Below are 18,409 nucleotides of genomic sequence, written 5' to 3' on the forward strand. Positions count from 1 at the left end.
GTTGGGTAAAGTTAGGTAGTTTTGGCGGAAGGCAAGGGCTTTGGCGTTTGCAATCCGGTTTATTTACCAAAAAATCAAAATGAACGAGCTCCTTTCAAAACTTCGGAATTATGAAATCCGAATCCGAAAAGCGGTCGATTCGCAGATGCACGGCAACTTTAAGTCGGTGTTTAAAGGCTCGGGGCTGGAGTTTACGGATTTACGACAATACCAGTACGGCGATGACATCCGACTTATAGACTGGAACGCTTCATCGAAGGGGCATGGTCTGTTTTTAAAGATATTTAAGGAAGAAAAAGAACAGACGGTCTTTTTCATGGTGGATGTAAGTGCTTCGCAGGATATCGGTCGCGAAGAGCGTTCGAAGCTGGATACGACCAAAGAAATCTGTGGTGTGCTGGCTCTTTCGGCCATGCACGAAGCTAGCCACGTAGGCTTATACTGTTTTTCAGATCAGAAGGAAAAATACATTCGCCCGGCTAATAGTATGAAGCATGGGTATCAGATGATTTTGGAATTATTTCGACTCAAACCCGAATCACTCAAAACCAATGTATCGGATGCTATTCTTTTTGCTCTGAATATTCTTCACCGGAAAAGTGTAGTGATCCTGATTTCTGACTTTATCGATACCGATTACGAACAGAATTTAAAAGCTCTGGCTAAAAAGCACGATCTGGTGGTGATTCACTTGTATGATGACCGGGAAGTAAACATGCCCAGGCTGGGAATTATTCCGGTTTATGATAAAGAAAGTCGCCGCATGATGTGGGTAAATACGTCATCTGCCCAGTTTCGAAAAACGACGCGTATCGTTTTCGAAGAAAATCAACAACGGCTGGAGAAGCTTTGCAAGCAGTATAAAGCCAATTATTTATCCGTCGATACGCAGGAAGATTATATTCCTAAACTAATCAAACTATTTCGAGTCAAGTAACTCTATTACCACTGTGCGAAACGGATTGTTTCTTCTTATCATTTTCTCTCTCTCTCTAGTATCTCCGGTGCTTGCTCAACCAGAGGGAAAATTTCTGTCGAAAGAAATTAAGGTAGGTAAGCCCGTGCAGTACGCGTTAAGTTATCGGCATGATCCTAGACTGGATGTCTTTTTTCCTGATTCTACCTATGATTTTACGCCCTTTCAATTTCTAAAAAGAGACTACTATTCCACCAGAACCAATGCCTCGGGTAGTTTGGATAGTGTCGTATATACACTGGTATCGTTTGAAGTGGATTCCATGCAGTATTTGAAGCTGCCGGTGTATGTAATGAATCAAAAAGATTGTACAGCCCTCTACTCGGGCTTGCAATCCATTCCACTTCGATCTTTATTAAATCTGAAATCAAAAAAGGCGGGTTTGCAATCCAATACCGCTCTGGTTTTACTGGACGATCAGATTAACTATCCACTATATTTTATTATTCTCATTTTCGCAGGTGTTCTTGGCGGATTAATCTATTGGCTTTTCGGAGCCAGAATTCGGCGACGCTGGCGGCAGTTTCAATTATGGCGTAGGCACCTGGAGTTTCGCGGAAATTTTCAAAGGCATCTGAGAGGTGCTACCGATTCCCGGCAGGCGGTTATCAATGTAGAGCGAGCGGTGGTACTTTGGAAAAGATACCTGGAACGACTGGAAGGAAAGCCTTATACTACGTTTACGACCAAAGAAACGGTCGAACAATTTTCACAATCCCGGCAGTTAGAACAGGCTCTGAGGGAAACGGATGCCGTCGTATATGGGGGAGTGACCTCCCCCCAGACCCAGGAGTCCCTTCGGATCTTGCGGGATCTTGCGGTACGGACATATATTAAGCAGCGTGAGGTTATTCTGGAAAAAAAGTCATAAGTTATTAACCGTTTTGAAGCGTCGGGATTAAGGATTTTATGGATAAGTGGTATTCGTTCAAATGGCTTTCATTCAATACGTTAACCAGTTTTCACTGGGCCGAACCTTATTTTTTGTATGGAATTATTGCCGTACCTCTTCTCTTCTTCTTAAGAAGAATTTTTCATGGAAAAGCCCGTCAGCGGCTTAATGTTGCTTTTCTACCTAAAGAAGTCAAGACAAGCTGGGTTCAATACCTAAGGCATCTGCCGGGGTTATTCATTGGGTTAGGTATTAGCTTTTTATTAGTCTCGCTGGCCCGACCACAGATAATTACTGAAACGGAAGAACGCCTCGCTGAAGGCATTGAAATCGTACTGGCTCTGGATGTGTCAGATTCCATGCTCATGAAGGATTTATTACCAAACCGCATGGAATCGGCTAAAAAAGTTGCTACTGAATTCGTTAATGGCCGATTTCGGGATAAAATCGGAGTGGTAGTATTTGCCGGACAATCCTTCTTTCTTTGCCCACTCACGACCGATTATGAATTAGTAAAACAGCAAATAGCTTCGATAAAACCCGATATCATTAGCACCGCAGGAACGGCCATCGGCTCAGCCTTGGCTAATAGCATAAATCTGATGCGGGATACTGAGTCGAAAAGTAAGGTCGCTATTTTACTCAGTGATGGAGATAATACCGCCGGAAACCTAGACCCGGTTACGGCAGCTCAGTTAGCTAATGCTTACGGCATTCGGGTCTATACCATTGGCATTGGCCGTGAAAATGCTACCATCGAACAAGATACCACAGGCATGTCTATGGAAACACTGGACATTGGGGTGCTCAAAGAAATTGCAGCCCAGAGCAAGGGGAAATTTTTTCAGGTGGAGGATGCAGAGGCCCTTCGAAAAGTTTTTAAACAGATCAATCAGTTAGAAAAAGTAGACATCAAGTCTTCTTATTATCAGGATATTAAAGACTTTTATCATATTTATCTGAAGTGGGCAATAAGCTTCCTATTGCTGGGCCTACTGGTAAAATCTACCTTCATTGGAAATATCTTGGAAGATTAATATAGTAAAATTCAAATAATCCTGCTTTATTCGCTTTACGCTTTAGTTTTTTGAGAGCCAAAGACCCGCTGAAAGTCAGTTTATTGGCAGAAAAAATAATTTTTTTAGTAAAAAAATGTATTATGATTACGAAGTTTATGATAGTATTGTTGAATATTTAGCTGTTTATACATTAGTTTTAGACCCACTTTTCGAACCAACGCATAGAATTCATGTTAAAGTCATTCTATCATTTGGGGAGCATTGAGGCAGGACTCGATGAAGTAGGACGGGGGTGTTTAGCAGGGCCAGTGGTTGCCGCTGCGGTGATTCTACCGAAAGATTATAGTAATGAGTTTTTAAACGATTCCAAGCAGTTAAAACGGGCCCAGCGGGAACGGTTACGACTAGAAATTGAAAAAGAAGCAATAGCCTGGGTAATTGCGGAAGCAAGTGTCGCTGAGATTGACCAGTTTAACATTGCCAAGGCAAGTTATTTAGCCATGCATCGGGCCGTGGAGCAACTTAAAGCCCAGCCCGAGCATCTACTAGTCGACGGAAACCGATTTACTCCTTATCCTATGATTCCGCATACCTGTATCGTCAAAGGTGACGGAATTTATGCGTCAATTGCCGCCGCTTCGGTTCTGGCAAAGACCTATCGGGATGCGTTCATGGAAAAGCTATCTCTGGAGTATCCAATGTACGGCTGGGAGCAGAATGTAGGCTATCCTACAGCGAAGCATTTGAAGGGGTTATTAGAGTTTGGAGTAACCGATTGGCACCGAAAGACGTTTGGTCCAGTAAAAAATGTGTTAAACTCACAGAATTTGTCGTCTCAGAAAAATACTGATTTGGTCGATTTATCACTGTGATATTCTTTAATTAATACAATTTTATTAAAAACTCATAAAATTTTTCACAAAACCTTAACGTCGGGATTGAGAAAAAAAACAGTAGATTTGCTGAATCATTACTCGGTTTTGAGGAACAAAAACAAAATTATCTTTCGTAGTTGCGTAGAACATCAAATTTTATTTTTCTTTACACCAACAAACCAAAGTTTCACTAAACCCTAAAATTACCAAACTAATGAGTAACACTACCAAGACCCCTACTCCCGCTGCCAAGCCTGCTGCTGCTCCGAAGAAGAAGTCGGGGGGCATTTCGTCTGGTTTAATTATCCTGATTCTGTTTATTGTTGCTGAAGCTTTCTATCACCTGTACTTAGGCGATGGTAGCCACTTTGAAGGAGGAGATCATAACAATGAGCCACTGCCAGGCGATTTCTTCGGTATCGTTTACAAAGGGGGTTTTATCGTACCCATTCTGTTTACTTGTTTCTTAACTTCTTTAACTTTCACAATTGAGCGTCTTTTCACGCTTAGCAAAGCGAAAGGAACTAGCAGCATCGATGAGTTCGTTCGTAAAGTACAAGTTCTGTTGAACCAAAATGACATCAACGGAGCATTGAAAGAGTGTGACAAACAAAAAGGTTCTATTGGTAACGTAGTAAACGCTGCTCTGAAAAAATATCAGCAACTGACTACTGACACTGAATTAGACAAAGAACAAAAACTGGTTGCTCTGAGCAAAGAAATCGAAGAAGCTACAAGCTTAGAAATGCCTTCTTTAGAGAAAAACCTGACGATCATTGCAACGCTTGCTTCGGTAGCAACGCTGATCGGTCTGCTCGGAACGGTATTAGGTATGCTTCGTTCATTCGCTGCCATGGGTCAGTCAGGTAGTGCGGATTCAGCGGCTCTGGCTGCTGGTATCTCTGAGGCTCTTGTAAACACAGCTTTAGGTATCGGTACTTCTGCTATCTGCTTGATCGCTTATAACTACTTCACCAGCATCATCGACGGTATCACTTACAACATCGATGAAATTGGTCTGAGCATCACTAACAACTACGCTGCTCATTACTAGGCGTTGTTAAAGAAGTTTGAGCTTCTTTAAAATTTGTCAGAGTTATGAAGTTTTTCTCAGAAGAACCAATAATTTTGATCAACGAAACGTTTAGTTATAAAATAAAAACAGTGTAGCGATGGCAAAGGTTAAAGTAAAACGTCATGGAGTATCAATGGACATGACTGCCATGTGTGACGTAGCTTTCTTGCTGTTAACATTCTTCATCTTAACAGCGAAGATGCGTCCTCAGGAGGCTGTTCAGGTTACTACTCCTAACTCCGTAGCCCAGGAGCCCTTAGCCGCAATCGATGTGATTACGGTTCTGGTTTCGGCTGATGGAAAGATTTTCATGGGGGTTGATAACCACCAGGTACGTCTGGGTATGCTGGAACAAATGTCTAAGCGTTATAATGTGGCCTTCACGGATCCCGAAAAAGAAGCTTTCCGTTTATCAGAAAACTTCGGTGCTCCAATGGCTAACATGAAACAGATCTTGGATATGGATCCTGCTGAGCGTAACAAGCCCGGCGTACAGCCAGGTATTCCTAGTGATTCCGTTCGTAACGAACTTTTCTACTGGGTTGCAACCGCTCGTCAGTATTTCGGCAGCCAGGGTGCTAAGTATAAAGTGTTGATTAAAGCAGATCAAAATGCTCCCTATAAAGTTGTGAAGCAAGTAATTGCTACTATGCAGGAGCAGGATGTGAACAACTTTAATTTGATCACAGGTCAGGAAACTAAACCCACTTCCATGTAGAACTTGAAAGTTCGCTTTCAAATTCTTTAAACTAACAACGCAATGGCAGAGATAGCACAAGGTGGTGGGAATGACAAAGGTGGTAAAGTCCGCAGTAAAAAGGTATCTACCCGTGTAGATATGACCCCCATGGTAGACTTGGGCTTTTTATTAATTACTTTCTTCCTTCTGACTACTACCTTACAAAAACCGGTGACCATGTTCTTGGGTATGCCGGCTAAAGACAAGGAAAAAGAAAAAGTAGAAACATCTCCCATCAAGGAATCCGAAGCAATCACCGTATTGTTGGCGAAAAAAGATGGCGAAGATACAGTGTATTGGTATCAGGGAACGGGTAAAGATGTAGCAACAACCCAGGTTGAGAAGACATCTTTTGCTGCTAGCGGAGGTCTCCGTGACGTTCTTCGTCGTAAAAAGGCTGAAATTGGAGACAAGTTTTTCGTAGTTATCAAATCTAAAGATGAGGCTTCGTACAAATCTTTAGTAGATGTACTCGACGAAATGGCGATCTCTGAAATCGACAAATACGGTATTACCGATATCAATTTGAACGATATTAAAATTATCGACAAAGCAGAAGCAGGTAAGTAATCAAATAAAACTAATAAAATAGTTGTAAAACTAAATTATTAGTTTTAACTTTGAGTCAATATCTTAGAACTTTAAACAATTTGCCTAATTATCATGGCAGGAATAATCAAAATAACCAACGATACCACCTTAGAGGATCTGATTTTTGCAGATCGTAATAAGGAGTATGGTGCATACGACCTCCGTCGCCGGACGTCTCGTAATGCCCTGATCGCCACTGGTATTGCTCTTTTGATTGTTGCGGCCTTCCTTGCTGCTCGTTTGCTTGCTGCAACGATTGCAGGTGAAGAAAAAGAGGTAGAAGTAAAGCTGGCTGAAATGTCAGAGCTTCCTCCTCCGCCAGAACAAGAAAATCAGCCACCACCACCGCCACCACCACCACCACCACCACCAGAAGTTCCGGTGATGAGTACAACGGCGTTCTTGCCTCCCGAAATTAAGGAGGATACCGAAGTTCCACCCGATGTTGAGCCTCCCAAGCAAACGGAGCTGGTTGATGCTCAGGCTGGTAAAGAAACAGTAGTAGGAGATCCTAACGCTGTGGAAATTGTAGCCATCGAGGAAGGAACTGGTAAGAAGAAAGAAGAAGTAATTGAGGTGAAGCCTGCTGCTAAAGAAGAAGTCTTTACAGTAGTAGAGCAACAAGCTCAATTCCCTGGTGGAGAATCTGAAATGTACAAGTTCTTAAGTAAAAACATCAAGTACCCCGCAGCCGCTCAGCGTGCTAACGTACAGGGAAAAGTGTTCTTAAGCTTCATCGTTTCTCCTGATGGAAGTATTTCTGATATCCAGGTACAAAAAGGCTTAGGCTTTGGTTGTGATGAGGAAGCTATGCGTGTAGTTAAGTCTATGCCACGCTGGAAGCCAGGTCGTCAATCAGGTCGTGCTGTGAAATCTCGCTTTAACCTGCCGATTTCATTCGTACTTGAGTAGTAGACAATAGTTACTTTATTATAATAATGGGTCAGCATCTTTTGGATCTGACCCATTTTTTCTAGAAAGCGATGCCTAGACCAGCTAATGAACAGATTAATGATTTGATTGGCTTTATTATTCCCCTAGGATACGGTGCAATGGGCTTCTATTTGATTGACTCAGCACCTACTTTTGCCGCTAGCGGAATTTTATCGGAACCAGTCGCCCAGCTTTTAGGAGGATTATTCATTGGGTATAGTCTTTTAAAGATTTATTGGGCTTATCGCCGATGGCTAAGAAATCAAAAAGAACAATAGTATACTTAATCGTCATGAAAACTGTGAAGTCTTATCTTGCTCAAAGCCTCTTATTAATGACTGTGGCTTTGACGGCCTGCCAGTCTGGAGATAAACAATCAGAAGAAACTGTTTCCAGAGGAGAAATTACGATTTCAGTTGATGAATCTTTGAAGCCTATCATTCAGGCGGAAAAAGAAGCCTTCGAAGCAAAGACCAAGTATGCGAAGGTTAATACGGTCTACGTACCTGAGCTAGCAGCCATTCAGTTAATGTTAAAGGATTCCACTCGATTGGCTGTGGTTACCCGCCATTTAAAGCCGGACGAAAAAGAAGTCTTTGAAAAAGCGAACCTGAAGTATAGAGCTTTGCACATGGCTACGGATGCCATTGCTTTCATTACCCATGGTTCATCCAAAGATACCCTGATTTCAGTCGAAGAGCTGAAAGAGGTAATGCATGGAAAGATTACGAAATGGAATCAGCTTAAATACGGTAAAAGCAACAGTAAAATCACGCTGGTGCTGGATAACGATAATTCTAGTAACCTTCAATATTTACTAGATACGTTACAAGTTGCGGATAAAAAACAGTCTCCTTTGTTCGCAGTTAAATCCAATAAGGAAGTAATTGAGTATGTACAGAAAACACCCGGAGCCGTTGGTGTGATAGGAGTGAACTGGATCAGTGATATTGATGATCCCGAACACCCCACCTTTACCAAAGGAATTAAAGTAATGGGAGTTGCTCCAAAGTATTCGGCAAATCTGGAAGACTATATTCAGCCTTACCAGTATGCCATTGCATTGAAGAAGTACCCCCTAAGTAGAAATATTTATCTGATCACAAAAGAAGCCAAAAGAGGCTTAGGTACAGGTTTCATCAACTACGTACTCTCTGATCCCGGACAACGGATTGTACTAAAAAGTGGTCTTTTACCTGCCACCCAAGTGATTAGACTCATTGAGACCCGTAATTTTTAGCATTCAGGCTGAAGACCTAAATGCTAGGAGAATTAAAAATTAATCTTTTTTAATAAAAAATGTAACTATTTTTTTAGTTTATTCGTTAGAATAGTAATTACATTTGGCAACGTAAGTGTTGTAACTAAAGATTATTATTTAATTTTTTTCAGAATCACTGTATATTGCAGTAATTTCGAATTGTTTATTTTAAATTGTTTAACGTAAGGTATCACCTTCCCAAAACCCAATTTTCTTCTACGATGAGAGTGAAATTCAAATCGCTGTTACTGGTAGCCGGGATGCTGGCCTTGGGTGTAACGAGCTCTTTTGCCCAATCTCCCGAAGTTGCAGGAGCTCTAAAAGCACTAGAAGGAGACCGTCTTGGTTCAGCCCGCGAGGCTCTTGAAAAGGCGGCGACTTCTTCTCCCTCTGCTGAAAATCAGTTTTATTTAGGTTACTACTACTTAAGACTGGCTAGTGCCGAAGAGGAAGGCAGTCCAAAAATTGCTGAGTACCTAGACAAAGCTAAAGCTGCTTTTGACAAAGGAGTAGCCGATGATCCAAAGGGCAAGTTTGCACTTAACAAGGTAGGACAAGCTGGCGTTTTATTAGGTCAGGGTAAATTACCAGAAGCTACGGCTCTGATTGATCAGGCTCTGGCGGAGACAAAAAGCCGTGATGAGGACGTTCTGTGGCGTGCTGCTGAAATGTATACCTTGTTCACTAAAAAAGGACAAGCTAATGACCCTGGTAAGGCGATAACTTACATCGATCAGATTGCTGCTTTAAAGAAGCACAAAGATCGTCCTGAGTATCAACTGGTAAAAGGAGATGCGTTCCTGATTAAAAACGAAGGTGGCCCTGCTATCTCTGCTTTCGAAGAAGCTCTTCGTTTGCAAACAGATCCCCAAATGGCTGCTCTGGCCAATACTCGTATGGGACGTGTTTGGAAGCGTGGTAAAAACTACGCTAATACCCAAACCTCTTTTAACGATGCCATTAAAGCTGACGAAAAATTCGCTCCTGTCTATTGGGAATTCGCTGAGCTTTGGTTATTTGCTGGTAATTACAAGAATGCGGCAGAAAACTTAGATAAGTATATTCAGTATTCAGAAGAGTCGCCAGACGTGACGCTTCGTTACGTGAAATTTGCTTTCCTTGCCCAGCAATATCAGAAAGTGGTAGACGCTCTGACTAAAATTGAAGGTAAAGTAAATGATCCCGATCTGCCTCGTATCAAAGGTTGGTCTTTGACGGAGCTTGGTCAATACCAGGATGGTGCTAACAACCTGGAGACGCTTCTGAAATCTAATCCTAAGAAGGTGTATCCAGATGATCACCGTTACTTAGGAATTGATTACCGTGAGCTGAAGCAAGATTCATTAGCCGTTTTAAATTTTGAAAAAGCTGCTGCTTTAGGTGATACTGTTTTCAATAACTACGAAGAGATTGCGAAGATTCGTCAAGCTCAGAAGCGTTATGGTGATGCAGTGAAAGCTTACGAGCAATCAATTGCTTGGAAAGAAAGTCGTCCTGATCGTAAGCCTACCTATGCGGATTACTACCGCGAAGGAATAGCTTACTATTACTACATTTCGACGTCGAAAGATTCAACTGTGATTCCTCAGGCAGTTGCTACCTTTGACAAAATGGGTAGATTAGCTGATAGTACGGTTAAGAGCAATACGCAGTTAACGGAAGATCAGAAAGAGGCTATTCAGGCCATTGCTAACTCTACACCGTTATGGCAAGCACGTGCCAATGTCATCTTAAGTGACAGAAGCATTGCGTTACCTTATTACGAAAAGTATCTTACGCAAGCTGATAGCGTGAAGAATAAGCGTGAGATGGTTGAAGCTAACCGTTATATCGCTCTTTATCACTTCCTCGTAACGAAGGATAATGACAAAGGAAAAGAGTACATGAGAAAGATTCTCGAACTTGATCCTGAGAACGCGGAAGCTAACCGTATCCTGAATCCTCCCGCTCCTGCGACGAAGCCTAAGGCTACGGCAAAACCAAAAGCTGGTGCTAAAGCATCTACAGCTCCTGCTAAGAACTAATACTTAGGCAGTTTTATAAACAGAAGCAGCTCATCGAAAGATGAGCTGCTTCTGTTTTAACGAGCTAATAAACGAATGACGCAAAGAAGAAACAAAAGCTGACCCTCAAAGATGACTTATAACAAGTATAGCACTGCATGAATATCCGTTACCAATTACGTCACGATAGTATTAACATCAATATTCATAGTTCCGCTATGAACCACTCGAATATGTAATTAGCAAGGTATATAGTTGGAGTAGGAGATGGATAGCATGAAAAATACACAAGGTCAAGAGTTAACGATAGGCAAAGACCAGTTTCTGTTCCGCTAGATTAATAGGCTGGGCATAAAAAAACCGGACGTTACTAGCGTCCGGTTTTTCGTAAAGTACTATTTCTAAGGTACTATTGTCAAACGCTTACTTCTTTCAAAGCCGTCGGCCTTTAACCGTATAATGTAAATACCCGGTAAGCGTCCCAGATCGATGAATTTACGTTCGTTGAACTCATTGATCCGGCCATTATAAATTACAGTTCCTGACATCGTTGTAACGCTTACCTCAGCCCCTTGCCAGTTTTCTTTCGTTTCGAGTGTGAATGCTCCAGTTGGGCTCGGGTTTGGATAAACCACAAATCCATCCTGATTAGCATCGTAAGCATAAGTAAATGCTGCTGAGGTGGCCGAAGTACATTCGAATTTACCGACGGGAGCAATGTTATATTCAATCACGCTTTTTACCCGGTAAGTTCCTTCTTTTAACGGTTTGAAAAACACGGAATTAAATGTACTGGTATCAGAGCCAGTAATCCATGAATTTCGGGTTCCGGGCACATTAGCCTGAGCCTGTAAGGTGTAAGGACCTACCTGAGCAATTTTAGGAACGTCTGGGTTTGGACGAACCGATACCGTTACCTTGTCAGAACGGTTTTTACAGCCATTGGCATCCGTAGCCTGAGCGTAATAGTCACCACTAATTTTAGCCGTAACCAGAGCCGTAGACGACACCGTTTGTTCAGCCAATATCCAGGAAGGAGTTTGAGTGGTATTTGCTCGGAGTGTTACGGTACCGCCTTCACAAAAAGCTAAAACGCCTGAAACTACAGTAGCTGTTGGTTTGGCTGGTAATGCGTTGACTTTTACCAACACAGGATCAGAGCTAGGCGAGGGGCAATTTGCTGTGCTAATGGTCTGAACCTGGTAAGAACGAGCGGTGTTGGTCGTAATACTGGAAGTAGTAGCATTGTTGTAATTCCATAGATAAGTTCCTTCAGAAGTGCTGGAGGTTAACTCTACGGTTTCGTTAGCACAGATCGTTACTGTACGGGTGCCATCGATAGTTCTATTAGCCTGAATGGTAGGTTTCGCCGGAATGGGATTAACTGTAATCTGAATGCCGGCAGAGGCAACCGAGCGGCACTGATTCGCATCAATGATTTGTACGGAATAGGTACTGCTAGTCTGGGGTTTAATGCTCTTGGTATTGGCCCCATTACTCCAGATATAACCCGCAGCATCCTGCGTCGTTGTAAGCGTGCGATCTGTTCCCGCACAATAACTGAGAGCTCCATCAGCCGTGATGCTGGGTTGGGATGGTCTTGGGCGTTGTCCCAGGGTAATGGATTCAGAAGTATAAGTACAGCCTAGAACATCTTTATACGTAAGCGTATACGTTTCTCCAGTCGCTCCAGTGATGCTCTGAGTAGTTGCTCCAGTACTCCAGGTATTACCCGTGTTATAGTTAGACGCCAGGGTTGGCGTTACTCCTTCGCAATAATAAACACTTGAGCCGTCTTGCAAGATATTCCCTCCAATAGCCGGACGATCGGGCACCTTATAGGGGAAAGAAAAAATAGTAGTGTTACCGTTTTTGATCTTGGCCATATAAGCATTTCCGGAACCGACGGTAATACTAGCTCCTGCTTGTCCGTTACTCCAGCTATATGGATTTTGATTGGGGACGCTGAGCGTAAGCGAGTTATTAGAAGCACAGGTAGCCGTTATGTTCACCAGAGGGTTAGCCAGCTTGGGAGTAGAGTTGGTAAGTACGTTAGACGTTAGAATGGAGTTAACCCAAACCTCAGCTGCTGATGATAGACCATTAGTTGTAAAATGTACATCATATGGAGGTCCCAGACGTGGAATATCAACATTATCCGTACTGGGACCTGCGTATACATTAGCTACTGAAGAAATAATCTGATTCTGGGCGTTAATAACAGGCTGCCAGGTTAATCCAGAGTTATAGCTTACCCTGGCTACTACCCAGCTCAATTGATTGTAACCCATATCAGTCCGACTTTTTTGAATAACCGAGGTCAAGTCACTGACATATTGGGCTGTAGGAGTTTGGGAGGTTGCATCGTCAGCTTCACCCTGATGCCAGAGTACGGAACGTACACCCGTTAACGAAACGTAATAATTCAGCGTGTTTTTAAGATTGTTATAGGGATAGCCCGCCGGGAAATAACCAGCTTCACCGCAAGTGGTACAATAACGGTTTTGAGTACGATTTCCTTCAGAGGACTCTCGCCAGTTCTTAACAGTGGTAGAAGCGAAGGCTGCATTATAAAAAAGGATGGGTACATTCAGCCTTTGAGCTAACGCGTCTCCTACTTTTCCCCAGTACCAGGCCGTTAGTCCTACCGGAGCAACACGATCGTTGGCTGACAGCTTTTTATAGCTAGGCATTTGGGGGTAACTTGAAGAAGCCGCAGTATTACTATTGTATAAATAAAAATTAGGTTCAGTACTGCTAGAGCCATTTGCGTAGTTGGAAGCATCGGCAATAGTAACCCGGTCATCGTTTGGTTCAGATGGGGTAACGCGGGAGTCAGTGATCCCCTGAGCATTGGATTGTCCAGCGATAACGAAAACTTCGCCTACGCCCACTCGCTCAACTGCCTGAGCATTCACAATTGTACTGCCGCTCACGCCCCTAACTTCAAGTTTATACCAGCCGCCTGTCACCGAAACGGAGCCTGAAAAAAAGCCATTGGAAACCTGTGACATGGTAGTCCAATCAATGGCAGTTCCCCCATTAACGGGTGTAAGCTTTGCCTCAATTCGATCAACAGATTGGTAATAGTTACCGGAAATCTGAACGGTAGCTTTGTTGGAATTATCTCGCTGAAAAACGATTCGTTCCATTGGGAAAGTAATAACTACCTGAGCTTCAGAAGCAAAGGGAATGAATAAGTAACCCAGAAGAAAAATAAAAGTATAGAGAAAAGACCTCATGAGTTAAAGGTTTTCAAAAAAAAGAGAGTAACCAGTTTTGGCAGCCCTCACTAACAAAATTATGAATAACCATTAGGAAATAGAATCGCTTACTAGCTATTCAGTTTCCTGGCATTCCATGATTACCATTGAGTATAAACGAATAAAATTCATTCACAGATGGTCAACGTTCGAAATTCTTTACCTGAACCCACCCTAAATCTCTTTAACGCTGATTTGACTATTAATGTTTGAGATCTGGTATTTGGTGGGATGAACGAGCTTTTTATGACCTTCAATAGTGACAATATAGATATCATAGACCTGATCTGGTGAAAGATAAGCCGCTGAAAAACTACCTGTAAATCCGTTTGCGTAGTACTTATTACCCATTGAAAATAAGTAAGACTTCAAGGAGAAACGCTTCTGACGACCTGGAATAATATGATTCTGAGTTGCACTTTTTAGGACAATGTAAGCCCCATCGTTTTTTCCCGTGTTCCTCGTATAGGTCTCGTTATGGAAGGAAAGTATCGAATCATTGTAATCCACATTTAAAGGAAAACGACTTGAATCGACTTGATAGGGTTGATCGAAAAAATAAGGTTCTGGCAATTGATAAATTCCTGAAGCTATGGCTTGTTCAGTAATCGTATCAACGGCAGACTTTAGACTCACATAAATGGGCGAACTAGGCAATGCCCGATTGTGCTGCCAACCATATATATCTGTATTCCTTTCTTTGTAATAAAAGTCCAGTGGGGCGAGGTATTCAAAATAACTGAAGCCAAAAATACAGAGGCTGATCCCCAGCCAAATTTTACTTCCTAGCTGTATATAGTTAGATTTAAGATGGGTAAATACCAGAATAGAAATAAGGATTAACCAGATAAATCCAATGTGTTTGTAGCGACTGATTAAGACTGCCTCCGGACCGTCCATCGCTCTACCTACAGCAAAAGCAATAATGATAATGCTTAGGTGAATAATGCTTCCCCAAAGGGTAATTTTCCAGCGAGGGAAAACATAAATATCGTGCGAGAAGAAGCTGTGTTTTAGTAATAAAAAGGCATAATAGAACAGCACTCCCCAAAGGATCATCCCCGTAAACAGGATGAGGGTTACCCGGTTGGTATGGGCAAATAAAGTGTTGGCATCGGCTGAGATACCGCTGAACGCTAGAAAGTTATAGATAATTAATTTGGGATGAGCAAGGTTATCAGATAACTTGGGCCGATAAGCCGGAATTTCTAGATTGTGATAATAAAGCCAGATCATGGCACCCATAGCTATCACCCAGATGGCAACGTACTTCCACTGTCTTTGTAGAATCAGAACGGCGATGCCAGCGGGTAAAACAAAGGTTCCGCTTACATCACTGAAAATGGCAAGTATTCCCATCAGGACAGCGGTAATGATTCGAACGGGCGTGGGGGAATACAGATTATAAAAAGTACCAATCGCAAAAAAATAAACGATGATATGCTGAAGGGGAATCATTCCCCAGAAAATGGCTTCGTAATACTGAATATGAAATAATAATAAAGCACAGCAAAGGAGGAGAATAGCAGGCAACTGGGCTCCTTTAATAATCGTATAAAAGAAGTATAATAACCCAATAATGGAAAGCAAACCCACGAACATTTGAATGCGTAAATCCAGACTTCCATGAACGGCATAAATAAGTAAAGCAATAACCCGATCCAGTACAATTCTACGCTCGTCGTCCTGGGTCCAGATTATTTTTACAAACTCATTCCAGGAAAAATGAGGCATATTTTTAAAAGCCGTAACGGGTTCTAATAAGGCATCATAATCGTCCTGAAAAGGTATATTGCTAACGTAACTAAAAAAAGTATAAAAAAATAGTAATATAGGAATAATGCTTAATACTATAACCCATTTAAAACTGTTAGTATCTTTCGATATAGCAAGCATTTGATTGAAGGGTAATGATTGTTGAGGCTGAACGAATGAATAGATCCTGATAAATAATCAGGATCTATAAAAACTAGATACTAGCAGGAGAAGCGTTTAACGTCTCCCAGATTAAGTCCAGTAGAGGACGTAACCCTTCGCGAGTGACTGCCGAGAAGTACAAATGAGGTATTCCGGCAGGTATTTGTTTCTCGATATCTTTTTTCTCTTCCTCGGTAATTAAGTCCATTTTTGAAATGGCTAATAGTCGCTGTTTATCGAGTAATTCCGGGTTGTATTCCCTTAATTCATTCAATAATACTTCGTATTCCTCGCCTACATTTTCAGAGGTGGAAGGAATAACAAACAGAAGGATAGAGTTGCGTTCAATGTGTCGCAGAAAGCGTAACCCCAGCCCTTTACCCTGAGAGGCCCCTTCAATAATCCCCGGAATGTCAGCCATGACAAACGAACGGAAATCGCGATAGGGCACCACACCCAGATTGGGGACAATGGTCGTAAAGGGATAATCAGCGATTTCAGGTTTTGCTGCCGATACTACCGATAACAAGGTTGATTTACCCGCATTAGGGAATCCTACCAGACCTACATCAGCCAACACTTTCAGCTCCAGAATGAACCAGATTTCCTGCCCTTCTTCGCCGGGTTGTGAGGTATGCGGAGCCTGATTTGTGGAGGTTTTGAAGTGGCTGTTGCCCAGGCCACCTCGACCGCCTTCCAGCAGAATCACTTCCTGGCCATCTTCGGTAATTTCGAATAAAACCTCTCCCGTTTCCGCGTCTTTAGCTACGGTTCCCAGCGGTACTTCCAGAAACACATCTTCCCCCCGGGCTCCCGTGCGACGACCGCCTTCACCGGGTTGACCTTTAGTGGCAATAACGTGTTTCCGATATTTAAGGTGTAATAAAGTCCAGACCTGCGTGCTGCCACGAAGAATTATATGTCCGCCTCGTCCGCCATCGCCACCGTCTGGGCCACCCAGCGGGACGTGTTTTTCCCGACGAAAGTGGGAAGATCCAGCTCCTCCAGGACCTGAACGGCAACAGATTTTTACGTAATCAATAAAGTTAGTAGTCACAGCCTCGTTAAGTACTCATATCCGGTTATTCTGACACCGATATGAAGATTATGGTTGCTTTGCAATGAAATTTTGCACAAAGATACAGGATTATCCCTCAGCTACCGCGATAGCTGCTTGGTGCGGTCTTTCTATTGAAAAGGTGATTAGGCGGTTTTGGCAAGTTAATTACCTTTAAAACCTACCTGATGATTAAAATGTTTTGAATGAAAATAGGCTGTTTCGGAAGTAAATTTCCCGAAACAGCCTACGATGCCCAGCCTTTTAGATGAACTAAATGGTAGCTCTTTCTATGGCCGTGCAGATTTTCTCAAAAATAGCTTCGATGGCTCCGATTCCGTAGATGGAAGAGTATTTGCCCTGATTCTGGTAGTAATTCGCTACCGGAAGGGTTTTGTCATTATACTCCTGAACCCGCTTGCGGATCAGTTCTTCATTCTGATCGTCGGGACGGCCAGACGTTTTACCACGCTCCAGTAAACGGCGGGTTAACTCTTCCGCTTCTACTTCCAGAGCTACCATGGCTGAAATGGCCGTGCCATTTTCTTCCAAAAGGGTATCTAAAGCTTCTGCCTGTTTTACCGTACGGGGAAACCCGTCGAAAATAAAACCAGCGGCTTCTTTGTTCTCTTTCAGCTTGTTGTCGATCATGCCAATCACTACTTCATCAGGAACGAGTAATCCTTGATCCATCAGTGATTTGGCCCTTAGACCCAGTTCGGTACCTGCTTTGATTTCAGAGCGAAGCAGATCGCCGGTGGATAAATGGACGAGCTTGTATTTGTCAATCAATTTTTCGCTCTGGGTTCCTTTCCCGGCTCCCGGAGGGCCAAAGAGTACCAAATTAAGCATGAGACTTGTTGATATTCAGAATGAAACGATTTTTTCAGGGCAGCAAAGGTACAACACAGCCTGAAAACAGAAAGCATTCGGACAATTTTTCCTGTAAGGTACTGTCCGGTTAGGAGTTGAACAGATGCGTAAGCTTGTTCAAATCTTCAGGAGTGTCGATACAGGGAGAATCGTAAGTGGTTTCAACGACCTGAATTTTATAGCCTGCTTCCAGCCAGCGAAGTTGTTCCAGAGATTCCGCTTTTTCGAGAGGAGAAGGAGCTAGTTTCGTGATCTCAGCCAGAATATCCTTGCGATAGGCATACATGCCTACGTGACGGTAATAGGTATGGTGTAAATGCCACTCGGCAGGATCGATATTTCGCAGGTAAGGGATGGCCTGACGGCTAAAGAGAATCACTTCTCCCTGGGCATTCAGCACGATTTTAGCTTCACCCGGATCGAAAAGAGTTTCGGCATTCGTTACTTTCAGCATTTGGGTGCCTAATTCTACATTACCATCCAGAGCCGCAATCAGTTCATTAATCTGAATGGGATTAATGAAAGGCTCATCTCCCTGAACATTAACTACGTATTGAATCTCGGTATCGCCTGTGTGGTGAGTTTCCAGATAGATAGTCAGAGCTTCCGCACAACGATCCGTACCACTGACGTGATCGTCCCGGGTAATGACGGCTTTTCCGCCAAAAGCCTGCACGTGTTCGGCGATGCGAATATCATCAGTAGCCACAATGACATCAATGAAATTAGCGGCTTTCGTGGCTTCATAGACACGTTGAATCATGCTCTTCCCGTGAATATCAATCAGGGGTTTACCCGGAAAGCGGGTAGAGGCATAACGGGCGGGGATAATTCCGAGTACCATAGTTTTGGAAAATCGTAACGGATGAGGTAATGACAAAATTGCCTCCTTTCTGACATAAATCCGAAAGGAGGCAATTGCTTTATCGAACTAA

General features: G+C 42.8%; 16 protein-coding genes. 11 read left to right on the forward strand and 5 right to left on the reverse strand.

The window, feature by feature from the left end; translation table 11 throughout:
- Window positions 1-79 precede the first annotated feature (79 nt).
- The 11 genes from QE357_RS05035 (at window position 80) to QE357_RS05085 (ending at window position 10,385) form a co-directional block, all read left to right on the forward strand.
- Window positions 80-937 (forward strand): DUF58 domain-containing protein, encoded by an 858-nt coding sequence (locus QE357_RS05035; RefSeq protein ID WP_307142250.1) that lies wholly within the window; start codon window positions 80-82, stop codon window positions 935-937.
- A 67-nt stretch (window positions 938-1,004) separates the two neighbouring features.
- Window positions 1,005-1,847, forward strand: a complete 843-nt coding sequence (locus QE357_RS05040) for a LapA family protein (RefSeq protein WP_309706303.1) — start codon at window positions 1,005-1,007, stop codon at window positions 1,845-1,847.
- 38 nt (window positions 1,848-1,885) lie between these two features.
- Window positions 1,886-2,905, forward strand: a complete 1,020-nt coding sequence (locus QE357_RS05045; protein WP_309706304.1) for a VWA domain-containing protein — start codon at window positions 1,886-1,888, stop codon at window positions 2,903-2,905.
- Window positions 2,906-3,117: 212 nt separating this feature from the next.
- On the forward strand, window positions 3,118-3,759 hold the full coding sequence (locus tag QE357_RS05050) for a ribonuclease HII (protein ID WP_309706305.1): 642 nt from the start codon (window positions 3,118-3,120) through the stop codon (window positions 3,757-3,759).
- 217 nt (window positions 3,760-3,976) lie between these two features.
- Window positions 3,977-4,816 carry a MotA/TolQ/ExbB proton channel family protein gene (locus QE357_RS05055; protein WP_106638510.1) on the forward strand — a complete coding sequence of 280 codons (840 nt, stop codon included), beginning with the start codon at window positions 3,977-3,979 and terminating at the stop codon, window positions 4,814-4,816.
- A gap of 118 nt (window positions 4,817-4,934) precedes the next feature.
- Window positions 4,935-5,555, forward strand: coding sequence for a biopolymer transporter ExbD (locus QE357_RS05060; protein ID WP_106638509.1), 621 nt, complete (start codon window positions 4,935-4,937; stop codon window positions 5,553-5,555).
- Between the two features lie 42 nt (window positions 5,556-5,597).
- Window positions 5,598-6,146, forward strand: a complete 549-nt coding sequence (locus QE357_RS05065) for a biopolymer transporter ExbD (protein WP_106638508.1) — start codon at window positions 5,598-5,600, stop codon at window positions 6,144-6,146.
- 93 nt (window positions 6,147-6,239) lie between these two features.
- Window positions 6,240-7,079, forward strand: a complete 840-nt coding sequence (locus tag QE357_RS05070; protein WP_307142253.1) for an energy transducer TonB — start codon at window positions 6,240-6,242, stop codon at window positions 7,077-7,079.
- A gap of 71 nt (window positions 7,080-7,150) precedes the next feature.
- On the forward strand, window positions 7,151-7,378 hold the full coding sequence (locus QE357_RS05075; RefSeq protein ID WP_106638507.1) for a hypothetical protein: 228 nt from the start codon (window positions 7,151-7,153) through the stop codon (window positions 7,376-7,378).
- A gap of 14 nt (window positions 7,379-7,392) precedes the next feature.
- Window positions 7,393-8,340, forward strand: a complete 948-nt coding sequence (locus QE357_RS05080) for a substrate-binding domain-containing protein (protein ID WP_309706306.1) — start codon at window positions 7,393-7,395, stop codon at window positions 8,338-8,340.
- A 242-nt stretch (window positions 8,341-8,582) separates the two neighbouring features.
- Window positions 8,583-10,385, forward strand: coding sequence for a tetratricopeptide repeat protein (locus QE357_RS05085; RefSeq protein WP_106638505.1), 1,803 nt, complete (start codon window positions 8,583-8,585; stop codon window positions 10,383-10,385).
- 380 nt (window positions 10,386-10,765) lie between these two features.
- Here QE357_RS05085 and QE357_RS05090 read toward each other — a convergent pair whose 3' ends face one another.
- From QE357_RS05090 to kdsB, 5 genes are all read right to left on the reverse strand, one after another.
- On the reverse strand, window positions 10,766-13,606 hold the full coding sequence (locus QE357_RS05090) for a sialate O-acetylesterase (RefSeq protein WP_309706307.1): 2,841 nt from the start codon (window positions 13,604-13,606) through the stop codon (window positions 10,766-10,768).
- A gap of 195 nt (window positions 13,607-13,801) precedes the next feature.
- Window positions 13,802-15,523: a hypothetical protein gene (locus QE357_RS05095; RefSeq protein ID WP_309706308.1), complete on the reverse strand. Its 1,722-nt coding sequence runs from the start codon at window positions 15,521-15,523 to the stop codon at window positions 13,802-13,804.
- A 73-nt stretch (window positions 15,524-15,596) separates the two neighbouring features.
- On the reverse strand, window positions 15,597-16,601 hold the full coding sequence (obgE, locus tag QE357_RS05100) for a GTPase ObgE (RefSeq protein WP_106638501.1): 1,005 nt from the start codon (window positions 16,599-16,601) through the stop codon (window positions 15,597-15,599).
- Window positions 16,602-16,874: 273 nt separating this feature from the next.
- Window positions 16,875-17,453: an adenylate kinase gene (locus tag QE357_RS05105; protein WP_309706309.1), complete on the reverse strand. Its 579-nt coding sequence runs from the start codon at window positions 17,451-17,453 to the stop codon at window positions 16,875-16,877.
- A gap of 109 nt (window positions 17,454-17,562) precedes the next feature.
- Window positions 17,563-18,318, reverse strand: coding sequence for a 3-deoxy-manno-octulosonate cytidylyltransferase (gene kdsB, locus QE357_RS05110; RefSeq protein ID WP_309706310.1), 756 nt, complete (start codon window positions 18,316-18,318; stop codon window positions 17,563-17,565).
- Window positions 18,319-18,409 lie beyond the last annotated feature (91 nt).

The sequence above is a fragment of the Siphonobacter sp. SORGH_AS_0500 genome, assembly GCF_031453245.1.
Lineage (GTDB): Bacteria > Bacteroidota > Bacteroidia > Cytophagales > Spirosomataceae > Siphonobacter.